Annotated in this window: 19 protein-coding genes; all 19 read right to left on the minus strand. The window is 49.1% G+C overall.

The features are described from left to right. Positions 1–31: 31 nt before the first annotated feature. The 19 genes from LX98_RS10775 to LX98_RS10865 all read right to left on the minus strand — a co-directional run bounded on the left by LX98_RS10775 (position 32) and on the right by LX98_RS10865 (position 23,583). Complete coding sequence (locus LX98_RS10775) at positions 32–1,849, minus strand: glycosyltransferase family protein (RefSeq protein ID WP_496428900.1); 1,818 nt, start codon at positions 1,847–1,849, stop codon at positions 32–34. A 67-nt stretch (positions 1,850–1,916) separates the two neighbouring features. Then, positions 1,917–3,152, minus strand: coding sequence for a glycosyltransferase family 9 protein (locus LX98_RS10780; protein ID WP_496428901.1), 1,236 nt, complete (start codon positions 3,150–3,152; stop codon positions 1,917–1,919). A gap of 33 nt (positions 3,153–3,185) precedes the next feature. Beyond that, the gene (locus LX98_RS10785; RefSeq protein ID WP_496428902.1) at positions 3,186–8,381 is read right to left on the minus strand and encodes a glycosyltransferase; all 5,196 of its coding nucleotides are present in this window, start codon (positions 8,379–8,381) and stop codon (positions 3,186–3,188) included. Positions 8,382–8,408: 27 nt separating this feature from the next. Continuing rightward, complete coding sequence (locus tag LX98_RS10790) at positions 8,409–9,416, minus strand: NAD-dependent epimerase/dehydratase family protein (RefSeq protein WP_496428903.1); 1,008 nt, start codon at positions 9,414–9,416, stop codon at positions 8,409–8,411. Next, positions 9,409–9,969, minus strand: a complete 561-nt coding sequence (gene rfbC / locus LX98_RS10795; RefSeq protein ID WP_496428904.1) for a dTDP-4-dehydrorhamnose 3,5-epimerase family protein — start codon at positions 9,967–9,969, stop codon at positions 9,409–9,411. Before rfbC ends, LX98_RS10790 begins: the two co-directional genes overlap by 8 nt. After that, complete coding sequence (locus LX98_RS10800) at positions 9,926–10,918, minus strand: NAD-dependent epimerase/dehydratase family protein (protein WP_496428905.1); 993 nt, start codon at positions 10,916–10,918, stop codon at positions 9,926–9,928. Before LX98_RS10800 ends, rfbC begins: the two co-directional genes overlap by 44 nt. Before the next feature lie 115 nt (positions 10,919–11,033). Next, positions 11,034–11,816, minus strand: a complete 783-nt coding sequence (locus tag LX98_RS10805) for an SDR family oxidoreductase (protein WP_496428906.1) — start codon at positions 11,814–11,816, stop codon at positions 11,034–11,036. Then, the gene (locus LX98_RS10810; RefSeq protein ID WP_496428907.1) at positions 11,817–12,767 is read right to left on the minus strand and encodes a hypothetical protein; all 951 of its coding nucleotides are present in this window, start codon (positions 12,765–12,767) and stop codon (positions 11,817–11,819) included. 72 nt (positions 12,768–12,839) lie between these two features. Then, positions 12,840–13,124 carry a hypothetical protein gene (locus LX98_RS10815; RefSeq protein ID WP_496428908.1) on the minus strand — a complete coding sequence of 95 codons (285 nt, stop codon included), beginning with the start codon at positions 13,122–13,124 and terminating at the stop codon, positions 12,840–12,842. 149 nt (positions 13,125–13,273) lie between these two features. Beyond that, positions 13,274–14,323 (minus strand): FkbM family methyltransferase, encoded by a 1,050-nt coding sequence (locus tag LX98_RS10820; RefSeq protein ID WP_496428909.1) that lies wholly within the window; start codon positions 14,321–14,323, stop codon positions 13,274–13,276. Positions 14,324–14,337: 14 nt separating this feature from the next. Continuing rightward, on the minus strand, positions 14,338–15,033 hold the full coding sequence (locus LX98_RS10825) for a phytanoyl-CoA dioxygenase family protein (RefSeq protein ID WP_496428910.1): 696 nt from the start codon (positions 15,031–15,033) through the stop codon (positions 14,338–14,340). Between the two features lie 26 nt (positions 15,034–15,059). Then, the gene (locus LX98_RS10830) at positions 15,060–15,620 is read right to left on the minus strand and encodes an NUDIX domain-containing protein (RefSeq protein WP_496428911.1); all 561 of its coding nucleotides are present in this window, start codon (positions 15,618–15,620) and stop codon (positions 15,060–15,062) included. A 13-nt stretch (positions 15,621–15,633) separates the two neighbouring features. Next, positions 15,634–16,755: a GHMP family kinase ATP-binding protein gene (locus LX98_RS10835; RefSeq protein WP_496428912.1), complete on the minus strand. Its 1,122-nt coding sequence runs from the start codon at positions 16,753–16,755 to the stop codon at positions 15,634–15,636. Next, the gene (locus LX98_RS10840) at positions 16,752–17,729 is read right to left on the minus strand and encodes a GDP-mannose 4,6-dehydratase (RefSeq protein ID WP_496428913.1); all 978 of its coding nucleotides are present in this window, start codon (positions 17,727–17,729) and stop codon (positions 16,752–16,754) included. Before LX98_RS10840 ends, LX98_RS10835 begins: the two co-directional genes overlap by 4 nt. Positions 17,730–17,767: 38 nt before the next feature. Further along, positions 17,768–18,904 (minus strand): transketolase C-terminal domain-containing protein, encoded by a 1,137-nt coding sequence (locus tag LX98_RS10845; RefSeq protein ID WP_496428914.1) that lies wholly within the window; start codon positions 18,902–18,904, stop codon positions 17,768–17,770. Beyond that, on the minus strand, positions 18,894–19,823 hold the full coding sequence (locus tag LX98_RS10850) for a thiamine pyrophosphate-dependent enzyme (RefSeq protein ID WP_496428915.1): 930 nt from the start codon (positions 19,821–19,823) through the stop codon (positions 18,894–18,896). The genes LX98_RS10845 and LX98_RS10850 overlap by 11 nt, the downstream gene beginning before the upstream one ends. A 489-nt stretch (positions 19,824–20,312) precedes the next feature. Next, positions 20,313–20,558, minus strand: a complete 246-nt coding sequence (gene csrA, locus LX98_RS10855; protein WP_496428916.1) for a carbon storage regulator CsrA — start codon at positions 20,556–20,558, stop codon at positions 20,313–20,315. Between the two features lie 106 nt (positions 20,559–20,664). Continuing rightward, positions 20,665–21,141 carry a flagellar assembly protein FliW gene (gene fliW / locus LX98_RS10860; protein ID WP_496428917.1) on the minus strand — a complete coding sequence of 159 codons (477 nt, stop codon included), beginning with the start codon at positions 21,139–21,141 and terminating at the stop codon, positions 20,665–20,667. A gap of 87 nt (positions 21,142–21,228) precedes the next feature. After that, positions 21,229–23,583: a response regulator gene (locus LX98_RS10865; RefSeq protein WP_496428918.1), complete on the minus strand. Its 2,355-nt coding sequence runs from the start codon at positions 23,581–23,583 to the stop codon at positions 21,229–21,231. Position 23,584 lies beyond the last annotated feature (1 nt).

Raw genomic sequence — 23,584 nt, forward strand, 5'->3', positions numbered from 1 at the left:
GGTGGTAACGGAAAATTATTCCATCACAGGGTCAGAGAAAATCCCGTTTTTCCTGGCGGTATTCATCCATCATCAGAATCAGTAGTTCCTCCCGGTTCAACCGGGCTTCAGGCCCTTTATTCCGAATACTTTTCGCCACATCCACTAACTCCACACGATCGGTTGGAGAAAATTGCTTCAGCATTGGAATTAATTCCGGGGTCTTCCCACTTCGAGCCACTAAGGATTCCGGGTAGCGGTCTCCCTGAAGGATACCTCCTAACCGGTCAGGACTCGCCATACCCACGGCGCCTAGGAAGGTCTTCATCCGATGTCCGTACGTATGCGCTTCTAATACCCGCTTCCGGGACAATTCAGCCATGGCCACTCGCCTGGCTGGTTCGTGGAGATAGGTTTGGACGGTTGGGAGGAGCTGACCCGAATTATTGATTACCGCCATCATCGATTCATCAAAGAGGGCCGGAAGCAAGGTGCGAGTATCGACCACTTGAAACGCTCCGCAACTGGCTAATTCGAATGTCCTGGGATTCACCCCATCTCCCTCCGGATCGAATCCGTCTCCCGTATACGAATGCAAATTGATATTGACCGAGGTGGCATTAAAAATTTTCACACTGGTGGAGGTATCAATACGTGCGCCCCCTCTCTGAAGCACCGGCGCTAACACCCCCGGATTGTCCCATTCATTCCCCCACAATTTAAATGTCCATTCATGGCCGATCAGGGATGGGAGGATATGTCGCCGATTTCTATACCCTGCTCCTAAAAACGAGACGTCGGCACCAAACTCCCGTCGCTCTTCTTCGGTAACGGCCATCGGTTGATGAATGGCCGGATCAGCAGCTAAGGGAAGATACGAGACCTGTTTGGCGCCGGCTTTTCTGAAAGCGTCGAGGCATGCTGCTTGTTGCATCACAAACCAAAAGTCATACCCCGTCACCATCTGCTGCCAATAGGTTAAATGTCGAAAATTTTCTACAAACCACATGGCCGTTAACACCTTCTTTCGACGCATTTGCTCTAAAACAGCCATGGTCAATGGCGCCTGGGACAGGGCTAACACTAGATCAGGGGGATCTTCTGCGACATGAGCAAGGCTTATCACCGCCAGCGTTTCACTCATCCGTTGTTGGACGGTGAGCCGCAACCGGTGATCATGGATCGTTTCCAAATTCTGATATCCCGCATAATGAGGACTATGATCCACCCAACTCACACGATGTCCAAGGCCTTCCAAGGCGTTCACCACATATCGGGCGATCGGCAACGACCCGCCATAAATAGGTCCGACGACCATGATGTGAAGCGTCCCGCTTAATTGGTGAGCGAGATGCTCGCGAAGCTGCAGACGAAAGTGTTCATAAATCTCACGATGAACCGTGGCGGCAGGTTCGTAGCTCAGCACGCGCACCCGCTTGGCATTCTCTGTCACTTGGACAGCCATATCAGCCGTGGAACCCGTCAGCCACATCACCCCTTCACCCCACCCTTCCAGCGCCCGGACCGAGACACAATCCGCGAATTCAGAAAGATCGGGCACGACGACCATTATGCCCTGGTCACGGGGCAACATCTGACGTAAGGCTTGCACATGGTAGAGCAGTCCCACGCCAAGGAGGACAATAGTTTCCCCTGCTTGACAGTCTTTCACGCGTTCTTCAGCCCAGCGCTCCGCCTCGCGAACCGGATCATACGCACTATGGAGATATCGGGAGTTGACAAGCGCGGTGGGCATTCCAGATTTAGATGGTTGGATCGAAAGAGTTCCTCCTGGTACCTGGAGGATCTGAGCGGCAAGAATCGGATCCTGATCGCGAAGTATATCGATATTCTGTTTCAACACGTCCATTTATCTGTTCCTGGTTTATTGCCCTGGAAACACAGCCCCTGCCTTTAAGCTACCGGAGCATTTTCGACTACTTCGAGACTTCCATCCGAATATCTTGATTCGCCAGCTGAGACAGCGCCTCCCACGTATCTTTTCGCCGGAGAACAGCCTCGTCAGGAAGGCCATCCCTGGTATAAAACACCCCCCACGCATCTCTATTGCTGGTCCAGAGATCCCACTCATCCGTTGTTGTATTCACCGTGTCTTCCCGTATTAAATTAACGGTTTCCATCACAGGCCAATAGGCAGAGGATGATCCTACAGCGCTTGCGTCACGAACATCCTGACTTTCCCGAAGTCGCGCTCCCGCGCGTTGCCACACATAATGACCAACCCCATAGGGGCCCGTTTCATGGACTCTGGCCTGGGAGAAATACCAGCCGATCGCCCGAGCCCCACACATCGTTCCGAGATGCAATGGTCCCGTATCCGATCCGACCACCCACTGACACCGATTAAGAAGAGCCACAAGCTGGGGCAACGAAGTCCGACCACACCCATTCACCACCCGATTGAGATATTGGGCGGGAAGGCGATGCTCTAAGGCCAATGCCGCTTCCCGTTCTCCCGCACCCCCGACCAAAAGCAGATAGCACTGAGGAATGTGCTCAGCACATGCAACAATCAGGTCTTGCCACACCGAAAGGGGAACTCGCCGGTCGGCATCTCCCGCACCAAGAACAATTCCGATGAGAGTCAAAGGTTCACCATTCACCGGCAGTTCCAGCTCAAAGGGCCATGCCTCCTCAGGGGCCTTCAAATAAGGAACGTCCAATGGCGGAAAAACCTGACACATCCCGCAAAACGCATCCGCTAAATGCACCCGGTTGCTCCCTCGATCTTGCGCAATTCGACGTAAATATCCCGCCCATGCCGGAAGCGTCTGATTCAATGGTCCATGCTCGCCAGGACCGACGACCAGACCACTCAATACATGGGCAGCAAGTATCCCTCGGGGATGGTTATTCAAATTATAGGCCAATGCATACGGAGGAAAGGCACGGTCAGCCAAATAGCGTGTGGCTCGGGCAAGTTGTTGGTCACAATCCGTCATCTTGGTCGTGGCCAATTCATGCCATTGTTCCCCATTCCAAGGGAAAACCCTGTCCACGCAAGGAAAAAGTTCTCCAAGGCCCACCAGGGGCGAAGGGCAAAGGAGATCAAGAGGCCGTTCAGGATAGGCAGTTTGCAGAGCGGTCAGAACAGGAAGGGATTGGACCAGATCACCCAGCCGAGCTAATTGAATTAAGAGGGCTCGGGACATAGGTTAACTTGACTAGGCAAAAAGTTCTTCTATTTAAGTTGCAAGCGCATGACCGTCAAGAGGTGCCTTCTGCAGAAGAATCTCTAAATCGTGTAATCCCTCATAATCGGGCTTCAAGAGGCTTAACATCTCAAATTGTTGCTTGGCCACATCGAGTCGACTGGCACGAAATTCCACCCCGGCCAGAGCAAAACGCATATCGCAGTTTGCGGGATTTCGTTCGACATACCGTCCAAGCCGATCCCCCAAGCCTTTCCATCGTTCCAGAGATGTTCCGGCCTGAATTAACCCATTCATGGCTTCTACATCATCAGGATAATCCGCCACAATCTGCTCGAAAACCCTCCAGGCTTCTTCGACGTCTCCTATCCCCATACACGCCATTCCCAAACCGATACTGGTTTTTCGAGAATCTGCGCCACATTGAAGAGCTCGACGAAATGACAGGGCCGCCTCGGCACACTGTTGCGATTGCATCAACAGAATTCCCTGCAACCAGTGACCCGACCCATTGCTGGGATCAGATTGAAGGAGCGCCTGGATTTGATCAGTCGCCTCGGATAGATCCTTTACACTGAGCGCCAGCTTAGCGAGACGTTCCCGTGCCGCTCGATCTTCTCCCATACTCAGTATCCGTTTCAAAAATGCCCGTTCCCCGTCTGATAGCTGCAACGATTGGCAAAGCTTGGCCGCCCATCTAAGCACTTCACCATCATCCGGCCAATCTCGATACTCGGAAAGGAGAGCCTGTAATTCAGGGTCGTCCTGACAATCCAAACCCGCGCCTGCAACATGTCGCTGTCGTAATAGGACCTCCTGCACCCTTTGAACTCGTTTCCATTGCGTTATTTCCCTATTGCCCTGAAGTGCTTCGAGCGACGGCTGAAGCCTACCGTCACGCCAGGAATACCGGTTGGCATAGCCTGCCGGAACCATATGAAAATCCTCATCGACCACAATGGAGGAAGCCCACCGTTCCATGAGCACAATACCATTGTGCCGTTCGGCTTCCTGATCCTTCCTTCCGGGAGTTTGATGTTCCAAATGATAGAGCACACTTTCCGGTTGATAGATGACTTTCTTGCCCCGTTTGCCCACTTTGAGGCACAAGTCCACATCCTCGAACCCGTTCTGATAGATCTCGTCAAATTGCCCGACCGCATTGAATTCCTCACGGCGAATGAGCATACAAGCCGCAGTGACAACCTGAAACTCTTGACGAACATTGGCCGCGCGCAGGTCTCCTGGAGCACCACGAAATATATGGTAGGGCGTTAAACAATTTTTTGCGAAGACCACGCCGGCATGTTGAATGGTGTTATCCGGATAGAGCAGTTTGCTCCCGACAATGGCAACATCCTGATGGCTCTCCACTTCATTCAATAACGCCCGCAACCATCCTGGCTTCGGAATCGTATCGTTATTTAAAAAGACCAAAAAGCGCCCCTTGGCGGAAGCGGCCCCTTGGTTGCAGGCTTTGGCAAACCCATAATTGGCCGGATTCGTAATGACCTGAATATCCCCACTTAGAGAAGACAGGAATCCTGGAGTCTCATCGGTGGATGCATTATCGACGACAATGACTTCATACGAACAGCCATCCGTGACCTCCGCCAAATGAGTCAAGCACTGTCGGGTCAATTCCACTTTATTCCAAACAGGTATAATGATTGAACAATCAAAGGAATACTTGCCCTGGTTGCTCGGGAGATAAGAGGGCACTGGTGGACTCTGGTTTTTCGTCTGAGGCACCCCATGTGAGGATTTGACGTCACGGCCCAACCAGGCCTGTTCATACTGGGGAAGCAGATGGTCCATAAGACGATGGTTCAATACCCAGGCTCGGAGATGATCCCCTTCCCTTTCTAAGGCACCCAAATCATGAATGCGTTCGCGAATCGCCTTGATCCAGGCTTGTGGTTCATGAGGCAACCGTATGATGGGCGCATGTTGATGGGGAAAAATATCCGTGCCTATAACCGGATAGCCCAATATGCCATACTGTAAAATCCTGATGTCACTTTTGGCTTCATTGAAGGGGTTTGAGACCAATGGGGCCAATGCAAGATCAAGATTGAGACTCGCCAATTTTTTTGGATACTGAGCCACGTCTACCATGGAAAAATTTTCGCTAATCACACCTGGACTACTGGCCATGCGTGGTGCATCCCCCAGGAATACCCATTCAACCTCATCTCTCAATGCCTCAATAATCGTTTCCAAAATCGCCGTATCACATTTATGCACACTCGCTTGCCCTGCCCATCCAACTCGAGGACGAGACCCCGCTCGACGTTGAGGTTTGAAATTCTCCCATTCCTGCCGTATTAAGCAATTGAGAAGGACCGTCGATGCTATTCCGCGTTTGTTCAAATCATTCTGAATAGGTTCTGTGGAAACCGTCACACAATCCGCCATAGACATGACATTAAACATTCTTTGAAGTAATTCGGAAGTGAAGTATTCATGATTCGGATTATCAACCGGAATATCCCAGAGCAAATCATCACAATCGTAGATAATTCGTGTGCCATGGTGTTGGGCCTCTGCGAGCATTTGTTCTGGCAGCCTACAATTACGCTGAATGGCCCAAATCTGCCCGCCCCCCATAAGCGGGAGTGTGACGTCCCCCAAAAGAATATTGGCATCATTAACGATAGAGCCTTTTCCCCAAATCCTTTCACCGCTCAGGAGGGGTTGAAGGAGTCGGATACGACCGCAAATATAATCAGACGCGATCACAGAAACGGTTTGCCAACGCTCTGGAGAAGAATCTCGTGGGCTATCAAGCATCACTTTCCTTGGACTTTCTTCAATCTGAGTCCGTCGGCGAGTGGATACCTCAGATCCTTCGAGTTGCTCTCGAGCATGAAATTCCTTCACGAAGGGAGACAAACAATACAGTGGTTTCCCACCCGTTTGATAATCATCCCAATTTTTTTTCGCGATGTCCTGAACATTTTTTCGCCTCCATTCATCTTTGAATGCCCGGTACTCCGCATGGGTCTCTTCTTCAATTCCATCAGTGGCCTTAAACGTCTGTGCGTCGATGTGGGCTGCCCTTCCAGCAGGTAGATGCAATCCCACTTCTTCATCCTCCATATAGGCATTTTTCAAACCATGCAAATGGATTCTCAGCCCATAATCCGCATCTTCTTCCCCGTACAACCCATAGTCCTCACACCAAAACCCCAATGTTTGATGAGTTCTTTTGGGGATAAGAGTACAAGCCCCGTTTAAATTCCCAATTTTTGGACGGACAGAGAATCCCCGAATTTCGCGGACGGGATAGCTTTCCCGTTCAAAATTATAAGCAATAGCGCCCAATTCAGGGATACGGTCGATGACCTCAACCATCCTGGATAACCAGCCGGGCTTTTGGATAACAATGTCATTGTCCAGCTTGAGGTAGTATTCAGCTTCAGGCTCCTGACTCCAGGCCAAGTTCGAAGCCTTAGCAATGCCAACATTGGTTGGCAACAAAATCAGATTGGTAATAAATCCCTGCTTGAGAAGCGTTTGCAAATACTCTGGCGTGCCGTCGGTACTTCCATTATCCACAACCGTAATGACATGGGGGAAACAGGTATGCTGGAAAAGCGCAGCGATAGCCTGTTTCGTAAATTCCAGCCGATTAAATGTCACCATACCAATATTGACATATTTACCAGGAAAGACGGGTTTCTCGTATTGATGGATTGTCAGGGGTTTCTGAATAGCCACAGGAAAATACGGTCGATTCGCATGAATAATTGCTCGAAATTCTCTCTGGCTAATTTCCGGATTGGAATTTACAATCCCTTTTGGATTTTGCTGATACAAACCCAGAAACTCAGGAATATGGCGCATTGGATAATGTCGCGCAACACGGCAATGGAATTCATAATCACTGGCACAGAGAAATGATTCATTAAGTAATCCAACCTTTTCATGAACCGATTTTCTCCACATGACTAAGGGTCCCATGTGATAGCCTGTTAACATCATGTCAGGACTAAATTCGAAGCGAATGGAATAGCCCCCTCGAATAAAACGATGAAAAGTCTGGTTCTCAAACTGGGTCATAAACACATCGGCATACACCGTGCCCACATCAGGGTATTCTTCAAGCTCATGGGCCATCACTTCCAAGGCATCACAACGCAACCGGTCATCGGTGGGAGCTAGCATGATAAACTTCCCTCTGGCTATCCGCACACCCTGATTGGCGGCCGCCGGCGGGTTTATTCGTTGCGACATCCGCAGATACACAATATTAGGATAACGATCTTGAAAGTCCCGGATGATATCGATCTCGTGTGTTTCAGACCCTGTTTCTACAACGATAATTTCCATTCGGTGAGAAATGGTTTGATTAACCAAATCAGCAAGAACCCCCCGCATGAAACGTTCAGAATTATAGGCCGGGACAATGGCAGAAACGAGAATTCCTTCCCTATCTCTCGGGGAAACATCTGGGTTGGTTAACAAACAGATATGTCCATTCTCAGGCTGGCCGAGCTTAGAATCCCTTTGTTTTAGAGGCTGGGCCATAACTTCCTTTTGTGTCTTCTGATAGAAATCAGCCGGTCTCGAAACATTCACGGTTTCGTCTCCTCCTTGGAAGGACCAGGGAAAGGCTTTCTGGAGGGGAATCTGTTTTTGATACACGAGTACAAAACCGTTCCCCACCTTATCATCAGGATCTTGTTCGCCAACCAAAGTCATCCGTTTTCCAAAAATCCTTGTAATAAAATTTTTCATAGAGTCGGGAGAGAAAACATGGTAGTGGCAATACAGGAAGTTTTTCGCTTCTGGCTCCGAATCTTGATTAGCATGCATCATGTAATCGTGAACCACATGCATCCATTGGGTCAGCGGCTTTCCCCGATCTGAAGGCGCTGCGTCACGGTGAGGAACCACCATAAACAAATATCCCTCGTTTTTCACAATTCGATACCATTCCAGCAAGGTCTTAATAAGGTCAGGACAATGTTCTATCACATGGGAAGCGAGAATAAACTCTTCCGACTCACTGGGAAGCGGAATGGCACCAGCCTCAGCTAACACGTCAATCGATGCGACAGCTCCGGTCAAGGACAATTGTTCCTCCGTATACCCTTCTCCTCCTAGTCCAACATTTCGTGTATTCAATCCAAATGGATTGTGAGTAGACGGTCCAATTTCCAACCCCGAGAGTCCATCCAGCCAATGGTGGGCAAATTGACTTTCAGGAAACATTTGTTTCATCAGAAAAACCCTTAAAAAATTTTGCTATTAGGCAACCTGGCCAACTATTGACCCGGGTACCGGGGAATGTTTGGCTTCCACATAAGACTGTCGATACCATTCAAGCGTATGTTTTAATCCATCACTGAGATTTGTCATGGCTTTGAATTCTAAGACAGCTTGAGCCTTACTCACATCAACCAAGCGGATAGGAATCATGGAGGGCTTTGTGGGATTCACAACTACTTTGGCATTGTCAAATTTATCAATATCTAGAAGAGTCGTTAACACATCCCGAACTCGACACCCTTTACCATATCCAATATTCACTGGGTCGAACCGGTCTAACCGGTTCATCGCTAACATCACGGCGTCAATGAAGTCATCAACATAAATTAAGTCTCGGACATCTTCACCTGTTCCCCATACCTCTAGAGGATCGTGGCGCTCAATCACTTTGCGGATAAGTGCTGCGGTCACATGGGAACGTTCAGAATCAAATTTGTCATATGGCCCATAGACATTAGAGGGCCTCACGACCACCGTGCTCATCGGATCCTTAATTTTTTCAGAATAAATACGGCACAATACTTCCCCATACCGTTTCATCCATCCCACACTGAAATACGCCTCATACGGATCCCCCTCAAACATTTCCTCCTCGGAGATTGACCGATCCCCACTGGGTGGATAGGCGGCACTACTGCTAATAAAGAGAAACTTCTTTATCTTTGCCTGGTAGGAAGCTTCCAACATCTGGGCGTTCATCACCACATTCGGCGTCACGTGGGCTAATGGCTGGGTAGCCATGACCGCCGCGCCTGAGGTATTCGCTGCACACATGAAAACATAATCCATGCCCTCTACGACCCGTCGACACTCTTCCATGTTCGTCAAATCAGCTTTGACATATTCCAGTTTGTGGTGTTCGAATTGCGGGCCACGTGTATGCAATGTCCCACGTACGTGACTCCCCTCTTCCACTAAACGCTTAGCCATATTGGTTCCCAGAAATCCTCCCGCCCCTGTCACTAATACGTTGCTACCCTTAAACATGAGTCACTCCTTCATCCCGTTGGGAAACAATCGGCTGTTTGACCGGCCACCAGATTCCCAAAGTGGGGTCATTCCACGGTACGGTAAATTGCGCTTCCCGGTTGTAATTGGTCGTTTGCTTGTAGTGGAAGATCGCTTGATCTGACAGCACCAGATGGGCGTTTCCGAACTTGGGTGGAATCAAGACCTGTCGTCGATTGCGATCTGATAGCGTAAACGATTCCCACTGTTGATACTGTGGAGACGTGGGGTCCCAATTGACGACGACCAAATAAAACCTTCCCCATAAACATGACACCAGCTTCCAGGTTTCCTGGTCTCCATGAATACCTCGCAACACATGTCTGCCAGACACGGAGATGTCATCCTGCACGAATGGCATATCAATTCCCGCTTGCCGGTACAGGTCCTCGTTAAACGTTTCAACATAGGTTCCCCGAAAATCTTCAAATATTGTCGGTGGGATCACCAGTTTCACCCCTTCCAAACGGCAGGAGGAGACCTGTAACTTATGAGGCGGCGAAATAGTTTTGCCGTTTAAGATATTCATCATGATGCTCCAGGTACCAATCCCATGTGTGCTGTAAACCCTCTTGAAGACTCACTTGTGGGTCGTATCCGAGAAGTTTCCTGGCCAAAGAAATATCCATCACCCGCCGGGGAAATCCGGTGGGTTTGGCATGATCGAATTGAGCCCGGAAGGGAACAACTGCTTGCAGAACTTCTACTAATTCCTTGATGGTATAGCCGATACCACTGCCTAAATTGACGTACCGCCCACCCGTGCCATGGTACAAAGCAAGAATCACTCCATCAGCGACATCCCCACTATAGGCAAAATCACGAATGGCGGTGCCATTTCCCCAAATCACTACCGGATCCTCTTTAGAAAATATCCGTCGCATGAGGGTGGGAATTACCATGGCATTGGCAGGATCGAAATTATCTCCTGGTCCATACACATTGCAGGGACGCACCACGGCGTAGTGCGTCAGACTGTACTGTATTTGATAGGCACGAACTTGCAATTCAGCCATTCGTTTGGCCCAGCCAGGGAACATATCCATTGGTGGCCCTTCATCCTCCCCTTCCTGTTCCTTAAAAATTTCCGCACTCGGGTAGGCTCCAATAGATGAGGTATAGACCACCCGATGAACCTTATTCAGACGACAGGCCTCCAACATATTGGTATTCATCATCAACAACGGGACGAAAAAACTTGCCGGCTTGGATTTCGTGACCTCAATGGAACCTTTGATTCCCGCCACATGAAAAACACAATCCATATCTTTCACGATACGTTGGCAAAATTCAAAATCGCACAAATCGCCCTTCACATACTCCACCTTATTTTCAACCTGAATCTCATCAAGGGACACACTTCGAACGGAGGCCCCTGCCTCGATCAACCGACTCACAATTTTCCGTCCGATCAAGCCGCTTCCTCCGGTCACAAGAATGTTTTTACCTTTAAAAAACTTTAAAAGCTGTTCCGATACCATTTCGTGCCTTTCAAATCTACCCATTCATTTATGGTTCGTTCGTGACCTTTTGGTTCTCTAGGCACCCTGATCTTTCCCACCATGGGCATAGGACTCTTAAGCGTCCCGTCGAACGTCAAAAACTCCGACTTTCCCCCCCGTCAATTGCCACACAGGCCCCATTCATCAAGCTAGCTTTTATGGAACACATAAAGGTGACAACATTAGCGACCTCATCTGGGTACCCTGGTCTATTCATAGGGCATTTTCCTTGGATAACTTTTTGAAATCCTGCCGGATCTCTACTCTTGAATCGATCCCATTCATTGCCTTTCAGGAGAATAGTTCCTGGAGCAACACTGTTGAAGGTTAATCCGGATTGAACGAGTTTGGGGTCCAATGCGAGGGTTTTCATTAGGCTGATCTCCGCACTTTTAGCCATGTTATACCAGGGCCTTCCTCCCCCTTCCCGCCCTTGAACTGAAGCGACTGTAATTACCCTGCCCCATCGCTGCCGCTGCATAACGGGAATAACGGCTCTGGTAAATCGGATGGCAGCCCAGGTGTTCACAGAAAGGATGTGTTCCCAAACCTCGTCCTGAATCGTTTCGACAGATTGATTGGTTTGTTGTCCACCTCCTCCAACATTATTCACCAATATATGAATTGTTCCCCAAGCCTCCACCATGGCTTTCACGACACGATCGGGCATGTCTTGTTCCGTCACATCACCTTGAAAGCCCAGGCTCTGACACCCGCGCGCCCGTATTGCCTTCACCGTCTCTTCTAATGGCGCTTCTTGTCTCGCACAAATCGCTACGTCACAACCCTCATCGGCCAATCCCAAAGCTATGGAGCGCCCGATTCCATAGCTTCCCCCCGTCACAAATGCCTTTTTACCACGAAGGCCAAAGTCCATTTAGAGTGGCTTCCATATCACAACCGTGTAACCTTCATGGTACAAACTCCCAAACCCTAACCGTTTCACTTGAACAATTTGAATTCGTCGTTCAACCTCCAGTTGTCGCAGATACGGCAAGAACCCTCGGAGATATCTTCGGTCGGAATGATAGGTCATAGCTAAATAATCCAGAAGGTGGTGTTCATCATATAATTCGTAAATTGGTTCTATGTGCACACACAACTGCGGATGTTGGTTCAACACATATTGCACAAAAGGTTGAAATGCTTCCCCAACTTGTTCCAAGGCGCAAACAGTCAGCACCCCACTATTGGGGGCTAAATGCAGATGAGGGTCTGGATGAAAAAAATCAAACGGTCGACCGTGAATCTTCAGTCCTTTTACCTCTCCTATTTTATTAATTAACTCAACCGAGGATTTCGCCCAATCTAACCCATAGAGAGTTTTTTCTGGGTACAAGTCCGCCATTGCCCATAGATTGAAACCACTTCCGCACCCAAATTCATATAAGGTGTCAACCTGCTCAAGAAAGGTCTGATATAACCAATGACGCAGCACGGAAAAGAAATTGGCTTCAAAGGCAGCATCAATGGGTTGGATAAATTCTTGCTTGAGTCGTAATACAGGATGGGCGTCAAGAAAATCTGGAGTCAAAAATCGCGCAGAACAAGTATTATCCAAAAACTGGTGGGAAATTTTTTCCCATGTCGTATTCCACACTTCATATCGGGCAGGGCCAACAGGAGCGAACACCTTCGAATTCAAATTTTTTAGAATTTTTAAAATAACCGATTCCTTCTGAGCTTGATCCAAGGGAACATATCGAAAGTCATGGCTGCGCAGAAGGCCACAGACTTCAGATGGTATGTCGGTGTTCGATGCACCCAGTAACTGAGAAAATTCGGAAATGCCCAATCGCGTTTCGGCCTCCCGACATGAGCCGGACATCTGAAGTGGCCCCTCCTTCTCTACCATAAGATCCATCTTCCTCATCTAGTCGGATTTCCTTCCCCCTTGGGCTTACGCACAAGTTCCCATCACGTTAGACCCAACCCAATGAGGGCACCAATCCAGTCGTCGAATAGGTACGGAATGCTGAAAGAAGAATTCACCCACCGGTTTACTTTCCCCCTCCCATGGTGGCATCCAATATTCATCGAACAGGACAACGTCTCCAGGAACCATCAATGGCAACAAATATTGGGGCCCGGCCTGTGTTGGGGGATATAAATCCGCGTCAAAGGCTAATAACGGAATGCGACGCCATGGCTTCTCTCCGATGTATTCCAGAATGGTGGGTTTCATATCTCCATTTTTCAAAACAAATCGGAGTTTATAGGGAATAAATCGTTCTTGATCAAAAAAGATAGTGGGACCGGAAGCGCGACTGAAACAGGTTTCACCCAATGGCTGAATTGACCGTTTAATAAATTCACATACATGACCTTGCCTCCTCACCTTAGAACCACATCCCCATAATCACTAACTAGTCGATACCGATCGATGAACTGCCCTCTCAATACATTGGCATGCTTTGGCTTCGCATGGACCAAGTCGGCCAGAGTTTTGATTTCGGCCAAACTTTGTCCTTCGGGAATTTCGGCCAAATGATGGATAAGCTCATGAACTCGTTTACCTTCCTCATCCCTCGCCCAAGTTTTGAGGGCAATTTCCAGGGCGAAATCCAAATACCCCAACAACACGGCCGTCACAAACAGCACATAAACCTGTCGCAGTTCCTTCGGACACGTGGGCACAGCCAATGGCTTAGGTTCCTTGAAAAACACAGCATCCGCATAAAGGATTCGTTCCCTACCCCTTTCCGTGTATTTATTGAGTTGCTTACAGGATCGATAAAACATGTCAGTGAATCCATAAAAAGAAAACCCACAGTCCCGAAGGAAAAATTCCACGTCGGAGAACAACCGTTGTCCCTGATAGATTTGACAAAATTCAACTTCAGAAATAATGGCTGTTGTTCGTTCGGTGAGGGTGCGTTTGGCTCCAAGGAGAACCTCCATTTCGGTCCCCTGTGTGTCGAGCTTCAGGAACTCTCCCCAAAGGGACTCGGTCCTTCGACGGGAGAACAGCACATCATCCAGGGTGGTGGTTTGCACTTCAATACTGCCGACTTTTTCAAACTTAATCATGCCATACCGTTCAATTAGATCCTGGTTAGGAGGGCGCAGGGAGTGATTGGTTTCGGCCGAGAGTAAATGAAGCCGAGACATTCCTGGTTGGTCTGCCAAGGCCACGGGTTCAAATTCACATATCGCCCAGGGTGAGGCTGTAACCTGGACCTCCCGCAGACGTCCGCACTCATCCTTATCGGGTTCGAACCCTAAAACTCCGGTGACCTCCGCCAAAGGGTCCACAAGTGGATGAACTCCACCCCTGGCTCCGATATCCACAAACCCCAAAGGTTGCTCCATAAGTGCCCGATAGGGCGCGATACATTGAAAGAGAGGATTGTTCGTTAGCGTATCACGAAAATTTTGTTCCATAGGCTTACACCAACTCACTGCGGTGATAGAGCAATTTCTCGACGTTTGGCAGAAAAACCCGATCGGAAGGTTTCACCCTTTCGGATAAAGGTCAAAAGTAGCACGCGTCTAAATTGGTCTTTTGTCGAATTTGTATGTGAGGCGTGAATGATATGCCCATGAATCAACACCATGCTTCCTCTGGGAAGAGACAGATCGATGGAAGAATATTTCGTGGGCATACTCACCTGCCGACAATTGGCATTGGGATCCTGCCCAAAGGTTTCCACTTGAGGAACGGCCTCGGTCGGCAAAATGGGTTCCCGATGACTTCCTGGAAACACAATTAAACCACCGTTTTGCGGAGTTACATCATCCAAAGCCATCCACGCTGACCCAAACGCACCGGCTTTTGCTCGCACATAATGATTATCTTGATGTCGAGTAAACCCCCGTGTTCCCGGTCGACAGAAAAAAAATTGACTTTGCAGACCACTCACCTTTCCAGAAAGAACCACCTCCATCATCTCAATAATTTTTGAACATCGCATGGCTTGAAAAAACTGTTCATTAAGGTTATGAGGATTCATGACTGGGATGAGCGTGTCATCCTTAAACGAGGGAAATGATTGAGATGACGCAATCAATTCGTCACATTGAACCGGGGTGAACACATCGTCGACGATACAATATCCCTGTTCTTGGAAAAATTGGAGATTAAAAGCTTTCATTACTTTTATTTTTTGTGGCCGGATAGCTAAACTAGCAATCGCAACCCAGTAGTCCATTCGGCAAGACTTAAAAGGGTTAACGCGGACATTTGGTCAAATTTCCCTGCCAATACAATTTCTTTGAATTGGCCTGGAGATACCAAAACCACTTCTTCACTTTCTCTAAGTGAAACACAATTATCTAATTCGCAATCTTGCGCCAAAAAGAAATACCCCTTTGAACTAAACCGATTGACCATCATATGCCCGGTCCCCAACCCAACAAACCGAGGGGAACGATATCCGGTTTCTTCCAATAACTCCCGTACGGCCGCCATCTCTGGACTTTCTGAACCGTCAACCGTTCCGGCAGGGAATTCAAGAGTTGTACGCCTAATTGCATGGCGAAATTGACGCACCAGAATAATCTCTTCATTTTTGGTCAGGGCTAACACTAAGACACCATCTGAGCTTTCAATACGATAAAACGGTTGACGGTCTAAGTCAGAAAAGTCATCCCATGCTTCTTCATGTACCCGAAACCACGGACACCCGAATACCTCCTTGGTCATCCTCATTTGTGGCGAAACGGAAGTTCGTGACGGCATATGGTCCTGCCTCTCAGGATCGGTGCCCGACAAGAACTTTTTCCTTTGCCTTTTTAGGGGTCTTGAGAGAGGGAAGCCGTCTTCTTTCCATTTCCTTATTGACCCCTTCTCTCTCGGAAGGATATCCGCCGGATACCCTTCTATCAGGCCCATCGTAGTAAATTATGCTGCTTCCTGATTGTGAAAAAGAAAATGGCACACAAATATAGGGATGCATCGCTGAAAGAAAATGTGGCTGCTTGAAAATCGGAACATAAAACAACATAAACCCACTGCCTCCTGCCCCGGAAAGCTTTCCACCAATCGCCCCATTGCCCAGAGCATTTTTATAAATTTCATCAATGGTGGAATTGGAAATGTCGTGGGAAAGTGCCCGCTTAAGCATCCAGCTTTCATGAAGCAATTTCCCGAACTCCTCCAGCGAATTCGTTCCACTCAAAATACCCAACCCCCTGTCCACCATTCCACGCATGGTTTTCAGTTCGGCAGACCTGAGAGAAAAGTTCTTGGTGACACTTTTTGCAATGTCTGAACCTAAGCGACTGGTCCCGGTATACAGTAGAACGAGATTTTGCTCCAGTTCAGCCAGTCGCCCCAATGATAAGGTGAGCGGTTCGACTTGAATCTGGCCGTCTCGTAGAAAATGAATAACATTAAATCCGCCGAAGGCGGCTGCGACTTGATCCTGGGAGCCAACTGTTTCTTTTAAGATATCCTGCTCTAACGTGAATGCCTGGCGGGCCAGATCCATTTTCCCCAACATCTCTCCCTTCAACCCCGTGAGAGCTTTCACCAGACCAACCGAAAAAGAAGAGCTGGATCCAATGCCTGACCGGGCCGGCAGATCACCCTGATGCTGAATTTCCACTCCCTGAGAATCATCAAAACCTAAAAACCGCAGGCCTTCTCGAACGGCAGGATGGAGAATCTCTCCAATAGTCGATACTGTTTCAATATGCGACCAGACAATCCGGTGTTTAATATTGAAAAATGGAGGAAGGTATCGACAACTCACATAGCAATACTTGTCAATTGTGGTGGAAAGAACAGCGCCCTCTTCCCGAAGATACCATTGAGGATAGTCCGTGCCTCCTCCGAAAAACGACAACCGATAGGGGGTCCGAGAGATAATCACGCAGCTTTGCTCCTCTTGTGGTAACGCCTTCGATAAAATTCCAGAATACCTTTTAAGGTCTCTTCAAAGGGAATGCGTGGTTCCCACCCGGTCGCCGCTTTGAACTTTGACGTATCGGGAATCTGCAGGGTGACATCCGACGGTCGCAACAATGCGGGATCCACCACATGCTCGATGCGACAGGTGGCCATGCCTTTAAGAATCTCGAGCATGTCCCGCAGTGTCATCGTACGGTTACCTCCGATATTATAAACTTCCCCGGCTGGACACTTTTCCATCAGCACCCAGTAAGCCCTGACGGCATCGCGAACATCTGCAAATGTCCGAATACTGTCCAAATTTCCGACCCGGATCGGATTTTTTCGAAGCCCATACTCCACCTCGACGATTTGCTTGGCATAGGCACTTTCCGCAAAGACATCCCCTCGCCGTGGGCCGGTATGGGTAAACATTCTGGTACGGACGGTTCGAATGCCATAGGACAAAAAGTATTGAAAGGCAATCATGTCTTCCCCGACTTTTGACACCGCATACGGGCTGGCCGGACGAAAGGGATTGGCCTCTGTGATAGGCACTTCATGCGCCAACACCTGTCCGTACACTTCAGAGGAACTGCAGACATGCACCTTGGCATCTACTCCGGTAATACGGAGCGCATCAAGCAAATTGGTCGTCCCGAGCACATTGGTGGACAGCGTGTCGACCGGCGCGTCAAAACTTGTCGTGACAAAGGATTGTGCCGCCAAATGAAAGACCCAATCAGGTTGGATTTTTTTGATCACGACAATGAGCGAATTCAAGTCCCGAAGATCACCATAATGCAGGGCAATGCGATCTTTGATGGCCACAAGATAATCAAGAGGGGTTCGCCATCGAATTAATCCATGAAGGTCCACGTCCGGATGATCCGCAAGGATATACTCCGCTAAGTGACTGCCCACCATTCCTGAAATTCCCGTAATGAGCACTTTCATCTTCGCATTCCTTTGATGAGGTGGTCCGACAATCCTGCTTAAAATGGGCCTTTGAACCGTTTATACACATCTGCCATCGATTGGGTATCGGGCAAGGGCAACCCATGGCTCTCCTTCCCGGTGACGAGGACAGCCAACGCATTCACTAATTGGCGTAAATCGGGATAAAAGAGATCTTCCAAACACTTAGCCGTAGGACAGGGAGCGGGCTGCATACCCAAGGTCACCACCGGTGCCTTCAAACATCCGGGATTTCTTTCAGCGACCACACGGCACACCTCCGCGCATACGCCATATTCCCGCCAACTCGTATCCGCCACGACCAACCGTCCCGTTTTTTCAACACTGTGCATAACCAAATCCCAGTCAGGACTGGACACGCAGTGCAAATCAATCACCTCACATTGAATATCGGACACCAGGGCTAAGTGTTCTGCTGCTCTCATGGCTTCCAACACCATGATGGAGGTGGCCACAATGGTGACCTCCTCACCTGGTCGCACTAACCGGGACCCAAAGGGTTCGGTCTCCTGTCGCGTGGATGGCGGAGCCACATAAAATTGCAGATCGTACATCAACCGGTGCTCGAATGAGATGACGGGACCCCGGTAGCGATCAATCACCGCCGGATAAGTGTCCAGAATCGATTGCGAACTCGAGGGCATCACAATCTGCAACCCGGGGATATGCGCAAAAAGAGATTGGAGGCTTTGTGAATGTTGCGCACCTTGCCCCCAACTTCGCCCCACGATCATGCGAATCAACATGGGCACGTCAAACCGGCCACCAAACATATATTTATATTTGGCGGCTAAATTAATAATCTGATTCATGGCTAACAGGGAAAAGTCGGCACGAATATGGGTCTGAATCGGATACAGCCCATTTAACGCGGCCCCAATGGCTACCCCTGTCATGCCTTCTTCGGCAAGCGGCGTATCCATCACTCGATCCGGACCAAACTCTTGACTCAATCCTGAGGTGGAACCAAATATCCCTTTGTGGTCATCCACCCCCTGTCCCAGGATAAGAACGGAATCATGCCGCTGTAAGGCGTCATGCATGGTCCAATGCAGCGCGTCCCGATAGCTCATGATCTCCGTGCCGGCCGCGGTACGAAGACCCGACGCCGCTTGACCGTTCACACGGGATGTGACCGCCGCATTACACAACATCGCGAAGTAATTCCTCCACTGAGGGAAATGGACTGCTCATGGCAAAATGTACCGCTTCGTCAATTTCTTTCAGGATGGCTGGGCGAAACGTTTCGACTAGGTTTCCATACTGTTCGAGAGGATCCTGTCGTTTCCAAGCCATCCACTCATCAGGTTGGCGATAGCCACACATGAAGTCTTCGCCAGGCCCGACATGCTCCTTGTACCGATAGGTCCGGATCTCTACAAATACCGGTTCTCGGGTTAACCGAACACGTTGAATAATGTCTGACATTGTGTCCGCCACCTTCACAAAATCATATCCCTCCGCAATGTGGTACACCGGAAGGCCATATGAGCGCGCATGGTCAAGAATATGGTAGCCCTGTCTGGCTTTTTGTGATGAATGCACGGCCAAACCGTTATTCTCACACAGAAATATCACGGGTAAGCGATGAAGAACCGCGAAGTTCAATGATTCGTGATAGACCCCTTCTTCAGTGGCTCCGTCTCCAAACACACCAACCACCACCTGATCATGGCCCAACCGTTTCGCCGCCAAAGCCGCTCCCACCGCATGAGGGATGGTACTGGCCACCACAGCCGAGGCACCCATCAACCCTACCTCGGGTGCCGCTAAATGCATGGAACCGGCCTTTCCTCGCGCGCACCCGGTAACTTTTCCATACAGTTCGGCAAACATTTCCGCCAAACTTCCCCCTTTAGCCAGATAAAAAGCATGGCTACGGTAGGTACAGAAGACTAAATCTGTTTTTTTCAAATCCCGACATGCCCCTACCGCAACAGCCTCCTGTCCAATCGATAAATGCACCGGACTTTGAATACCATCACTAGGATATAATTCGATGATCCGCTCTTCCACCAGGCGTATACGAAGCGCCTGAAAGAACAATTCACAAAATTTCCGAGATTTTTCCATATTGTTTTTCGATTGTTTGTCGGCCCGGATCACCGGCTTCAAACCATGCATCACCGACCGTTGAAGAGCTACACGTCTTCTTTTTTCGATGTAAAGAAGTTCAAGTTCTATGCCATGCAGTTCACGTTACAACGGCCGGGATCCAGCTCCCAAGGCAGGCGAATTCCAGGTCATTCACAACATTTTCCCCTACTAGGAATACATTGCTGATAAACTCGGAAATTTTTGCCTACCAAGAGAAACGCTGATTGATCGCAGGACTGAAGAAACCGGTGGGACCACATTGACCCATGGCCATTATGGAACTACGGAATAAGGCCGAATACGGCCTACTTTTGCGACGATGATCCTCAATCCATTTCAATCAACGCCTATGGAATAGCAATCCCCGTACTGGGCTTCCGGTGAGCTAAAACGATCTCTGACACTGAGAGGGGGTTCCCCTCCTTAGGCGGCCCTACATGACGAAAAACACGAGCCTGATCTGGTTTATTCGGTAGGTTTAACCTGCGGCCTTTTCGGTCTGGGTAGGTGAGCCAAATCCTTCGGATCCGAGGATACGGCATTTAAATTTTCTTGACGGACGGCTTCATACAATTCTTCACGAAGTACCCGGACATGCGACGGGCATTCAATCCCGAGTCGCACTTGCCCTCCCTTTATTTGGACGAGGACAATGCGAATGTCATCCCCTAAACGAATGGCTTCATCAATTTTTCTGGTGAGTATGAGCATGGTGCCTTCCTTGGCTTTGAGGTAAAATTCACGTGTAGAAAAAATCCTGCCATTATAAACGCACGAAACCGGTTGGCCCTGTGCGCCGGTGGTGTGTGTGCATCCATTACACCGATGCGGCCTCTCTCGCCGCCCCGGAGTAAGATTGGCCCTGGATAGAATCTTGGAATAATGGATAGCGCAAGGGGATTGATTCATGGAGAATCAGTTGTTTCCCGTGTCGTGTTCGTTCATTCACGACAAGAGGGGCACGAAGATTCGCAGTAGCCTGATCGGGCTGATCAGAGGGAATCGTGACGACGGCCATGATTGAAATGGAATCGGTCGGAGTCATGCCGAGTTCCGCCAGCCCTTCTTCCGATAGATTGGTGCGAAAATCCGGCTGCAAAAGATGCACGTCCATAATCACAAAAGCTAAGCTTGGTTCATCCACGGACTGGAACCACCGATAATCGGCATCTTCTGGTGGGTCGAGCACCACATACCGTCGGAAAGCTGGGAACCCTACGAGCCCAAACGGGAAGGTTAAAAGCGTGTCATCGGACACATCCAGCATACCGAACCGACTAGTCTGAATTTTCATGATGGGATGGTCTCCACATAGGTCAATGTTTTTGTCTTCATGCTGAAGTGAGCCTGCCCTCGAGTTCCCTCTCAAAGAAATCTATGCTTAGCACGTCCTCCCCGTACCACAGGGTTCGACCCGATTGTCATCTTTCAGGACAACCTGACAGGCATGAGCCAATTCGTCGACATCATACGGTTTTTGAATAAACCCGATCACACCTTGATTGAATAAATCTTGTACAGCATGGTTCCGGTCATAACCCGTACAGAGAATGACCCTAAGATCTGGTCGAATCCTTCGCAATTCTTCAAAACATGCCGCCCCCGACATTACCGGCATCACCATATCCAACAGCACAACATCCACAGGAATCGTCAAGTCCTGACAAATGTCCACGGCCTCCTTCCCATTGACCACTACCGTCACCTGATAGCCGAGATATTCCAGTATGGCCTGAGCAGCTTCTCCCACCTCCTTCTCATCATCCACCACTAAAATATGTCCGGTCCCGTGGGAAGGTTCCGTCTTCCGAATCGATCTGGTCATGCGAGTCGCACACGGTGCATCCGGAAGGTAGATACGCATGGTCGTTCCACACCCAGGGGAACTCGTCACCCCAATATAGCCGTGATGATTTTTGACGATACCATACACCATCGCCAATCCCATTCCAGTTCCCTGCCCCTGCTTTTTCGTGGTAAAAAACGGCTCAAAAATATGTCGTTGAGTCTCTAATGACATTCCCGTCCCGGTATCCGTCACCCGAATCAATACATAATTCCCTGCGCACAGTCCCGGGACACGTGAGGCATATTCCGGTGTGACCGTTTCATTCGAAGTCTTCACAAGCAATTCCCCACGTTCACCCATTGCATCACAGGCATTGACACTTAAATTCATGAGAATCTGATAGAGTTGGTTAGGATCCCCTACCACATGAGACCTTGTTGCCGATAGATCCGCTCGAAATGTGATCATTTTATGGATCGTTCTTCCGAGCAGGTTCATCACTTCCTGAATCACTTCATGGGTATCCACCGTTACATGATGATGTTTACCCTGCCTGGCATACCCCAAGAGCTGGGAAGTCAATTCCTTTCCACGACGAACGGCTTTTTCAATGACATCACCCGCTGTCCACAAGGAGGTTCCCGCTTTATCCTGTATCTTCAACAAACTTGCATGGGCCATAATTGCCGTTAATGTATTATTCATATCGTGTGCAACCCCTGAGGCCAGTCGACCGATAGCTTCCATTTTTTGAACCTGCCGCAACTGATGTTCAAGGGCAAATTTCTCTTCCTCCATGTGCTTTCTTGCCGTCAAATCGCGGGCAATGAACAGAGTTTGACGTTGGCCTTGAAACTGAACCATTCGTTCCATCATCTCTACTGGAAGATTGCTGCCGCTTTTTTGACGAAGGAACGTTTCCTCCCATCTCCGAACCCCATGAGCAGGGTTTGGCACCGTGGGACTGGATTCCGCGTCTGCTGACTCAGGTTTAATTAATGAAAAAGCTTTCCCCATCAAGACCGGGGGGCGATATCCTAATTGTTGTGCTCCGAGGGAATTAACGTGGGTGATGATTCCTCGATGATCATAAATCACCAATATATCCGGAAGCGTTTCGAACAGCTCCCTAAATTGAGCTTCAGATTCGCGTAAATCATCAGTGCGGATATCCAGTAAATGTTCCACTCGGGAGAATGCGCGTTCCCAACGCCCTTTTTCACACAAAGAAATGATATTTAATGGATCGCAGGCTTTTGGTAGATACGCATCTACATGCATCGCCTCAGGAAGGGATCTTCCTGCCATAGATTCGTGTCCAAGGATAATACACATGGCCTGAGGAAATTGGCCTTTGCACCAAATCCCAAACTCATCGCTTGTCATATCCAAGAGAGGATCGTCAATGAGGATAATATCCGGGTCCACAAGATTCACCGCCACCTGAACCTGCTTGCCCGCTTCCCATTCGACCACGCGCCACCCCCGTTCAACGAAGAGGTGATGAATTCCTTGAATGGCCGAATTGTCAGCCGAAACCATCCAGATCTGTGGACGCAGGGGACTTGGAGGACTTTCCACCAGCTGGCGTACCTGCTGACGAAAGCGTTGCGGATCCGTCGGGAGGGCAAGAAATGCGGAAGCTCCGAGGTCCTTTAAAATGTCTTGAGCATCGATTCCGGTATACGTGGCGGAAACGGCAAGGACAGGCGGCACTGCCTGTGTCGACCCAAAGAACGAATGCAATAATTCACAAAAACGCCATCCGCTAATTCCCGGCATATGAAGATCAAGAACAATGACATCCGGCACATTACCTTCTTGGAGCCATCGCCAGGCCTCTTCAGAACAGACGAAACGACTGACCGCAAAGTAATCCTTCTCAAGCCAACTCGCAAGAAGATGGAGTTGGACCGGATCATCATTAATCACAAGAATGGAAGCCATA

It is taken from the genome of Nitrospira marina (assembly GCF_059568365.1).